The sequence below is a fragment of the Rhabdonatronobacter sediminivivens genome (assembly GCF_013415485.1).
Taxonomy (GTDB): Bacteria; Pseudomonadota; Alphaproteobacteria; order Rhodobacterales; family Rhodobacteraceae; genus Rhabdonatronobacter; species Rhabdonatronobacter sediminivivens.
This window is the reverse complement of the sequence record NZ_JACBXS010000100.1, coordinates 1-2672: the sequence shown is the minus strand read 5'-3', so window position 1 is coordinate 2672 and position 2672 is coordinate 1. Positions and strand designations below refer to the sequence as shown.

Sequence of the window (2672 nt, the reverse complement as noted above, 5' to 3'; positions counted from 1 at the left end):
CGCCGTTATCCCTGGCCTTTGGGGCCTGCGGTTGTGATCTGCCTTGACGGGTGCGAACCGGCCTATCTGGAGGCGGCGCTGGCGGCGGGGCTGATGCCGCATCTGGCGCGGATCCGGGGCGCGGGGACCGACCGGCTGTGCCATTCGGCGATGCCCTCCTTCACCAATCCCAACAACCTGTCGATCGCCACCGGGCGGCCCCCGGCGGTGCACGGGATCTGCGGCAACTACCTCTATGACCGCGAGACCGGGCAGGAGGTGATGATGAATGACCCCCGCTTCCTGCGCGCCCCCACCGTCTTCGCCGGGTTCCAGGGCGCGGGGGCGCGGGTGGCCGTGGTCACCGCCAAGGACAAGCTGCGCGCGCTGCTGGGCGCGGGGCTGACCTTCGGGGATGACACCGCCATCTGCTTCTCGGCCGAGAAATCCGACACCACCACCCGCGCCGCCCACGGGATCGACGATGCCAGCGCATGGCTGGGCCGCCCGGTGCCCGAAGTCTATTCCGCCGATCTGTCGGAATTCGTCTTTGCCGCCGGGGTCAAGCTGCTGCAGGACTGGCGCCCGGATGTGATGTATCTGACCACCACCGATTTCATCCAGCACAAGCACGCGCCGGGCGATCCGGTGGCCAATGCGTTCTACGCCATGTTCGACCGCTACCTGGGCGAACTGGATGCCCTGGGCGCGGCCATCGTCATCACTGCCGACCATGGCATGAAGCCCAAGCATCTGGCCGACGGCAGCCCGGCGGTGATCTATGTGCAGGACTTGCTGGACGGTTGGCTGGGCGAAGGCGCCGCGCGCGTGATCCTGCCCATCACCGACCCGTATGTGGTCCATCACGGCGCGCTGGGGTCCTTTGCCACCGCCTATCTGCCCGAAGGCACCGACCTGGCCGAGATCGTGGCCAGACTGGCCGCCGTGCCGGGGATGGACACCGTGCTGACCCGCGATGAGGCTGTCGCGCGGTTCGAGCTGCCCGCCGACCGGATCGGGGATATCGTGCTGACCTCGGACGCAGGCATGTCCATCGGCACCAGCGCGCATCGCCATGACCTGGCCGCGCTGAACGAGCCCTTGCGCAGCCATGGCGGCCTGCAGGAGCAGGAGGTCCCCTTCATCGTCAACCGCGTTCTGGACCTGCCCCACGCGCCCGAATTGCGCAATTTCGATGCCTTCCACGTGGCCTGCACCGCCGCCGCGCGGGCAATGACCCCCGCCGGGGCGCGCTGACCCATGGCCCCGATCCCCTACCGCCATGAGACCATGCGCATCGCCGGGCGCAAGGTGGACAGTGCCGAGCGCGTGCCGGTGCAGTATCCCTATACCGGCGAAGAAATCGGCTCTGTCCCCGCCGGGAAGGCCGAACATGCGGCCGAGGCCTTTGCCATCGCCAGCGCCTACAAACCCGCCCTGACCCGCTACCAGCGCCAGCAGATATTGCTCAACACCGCGCGGATCATCGCCGAACGCAAGTCGGAACTGGCGCCGATCATCGTGGCGGAACTGGGCATCAGCCATGCCGATGCGCTGTATGAATGCGGGCGCGCGCAGGATGTCTATACGCTCGCCGGGCAGCTTTGCGTGATCGATGACGGCCAGGCCTTTGCCTGCGATATCTCGCCCCATGGCAAGGCGCGGCGCATCTTTACCCTGCGTGAGCCTTTGCGCGCGATCTCGGCCATCACGCCCTTCAACCATCCGCTGAACATGGTCAGCCACAAGATCGCGCCCGCGATTGCCACCAACAACTGCATCGTGGTCAAACCCACCGAACTGACGCCGCTGACCGCGCTCTGGCTGGCCGATGCGCTCTATGAGGCCGGGCTGCCGCCTGAAATGCTGTCGGTCGTCACCGGCTGGCCGGGCGATATCGGCGAGGCGATGATCACCAACCCCGAGTATGACCTGATCACCTTTACCGGCGGCGTGCCGGTGGGCAAGATGATCGCCGCGAAAGCCGTCTATCGCCGCCAGGTGCTGGAACTGGGCGGCAATGACCCGCTGATCATCTGCAATGACCTGTCGGATGCGGACCTGGCCCGCGCCGCCGATCTGGCGGTGGCCGGGGCCACCAAGAACTCGGGCCAGCGCTGCACTGCCGTCAAGCGCATCCTGGTGCAGGAAAGCGTGGCCGAGCGGTTCGTCCCCCTGGTGCTGGAGCGCGCGAAGGCGCTGCGCTTCGGCGACCCGATGGACCCCGCGACCGAACTGGGCTGCGTGATCCACGCCAAGGCCGCCGAAACCTTCGACGCCCGCGTCCATGATGCCGAGGCGATGGGGGCGCGTATCCTCTATCACCCCGGCCGCCAGGGCGCGCTGCTGCCGCCCATCGTGGTCGATCACGTCCCCCATGACAGCGCCCTGGTGATGGAGGAAACCTTTGGCCCCGTCATCCCCGTGGTCCGCGTCCCCGATGATGACGCCGCCACCATGGCACTCTCCAACGCCACCCCCTTCGGCCTGTCCTCGGGCGTGTGCACCAACGACTGGCACCGCATCCGCGCCTATGTCGACGGGCTGGAGGTCGGCACCGTCAACATCTGGGAAGTCCCCGGCTACCGCACCGAAATGTCCCCCTTCGGCGGCATCAAGGAGTCTGGCAACGGCGCCAAGGAGGGGATCAATGAGGCCATGAAAAGCTTCACAAACATCAAGACGTTCTCCGT

The 2672-nt window shown here is 67.1% G+C and carries 2 protein-coding genes; both read left to right on the top strand.

Annotation, left to right across the window (positions count from 1 at the left end; genetic code table 11):
• The coding region (gene phnA / locus HUK65_RS18240; protein ID WP_268839498.1) for a phosphonoacetate hydrolase at positions 1-1236 on the top strand (1236 nt) is incomplete at its 5' end.
• 3 nt (positions 1237-1239) lie between these two features.
• Positions 1240-2672 (top strand): phosphonoacetaldehyde dehydrogenase (gene phnY, locus HUK65_RS18235; RefSeq protein WP_179907679.1); only part of this gene is annotated, 1433 nt, incomplete at its 3' end.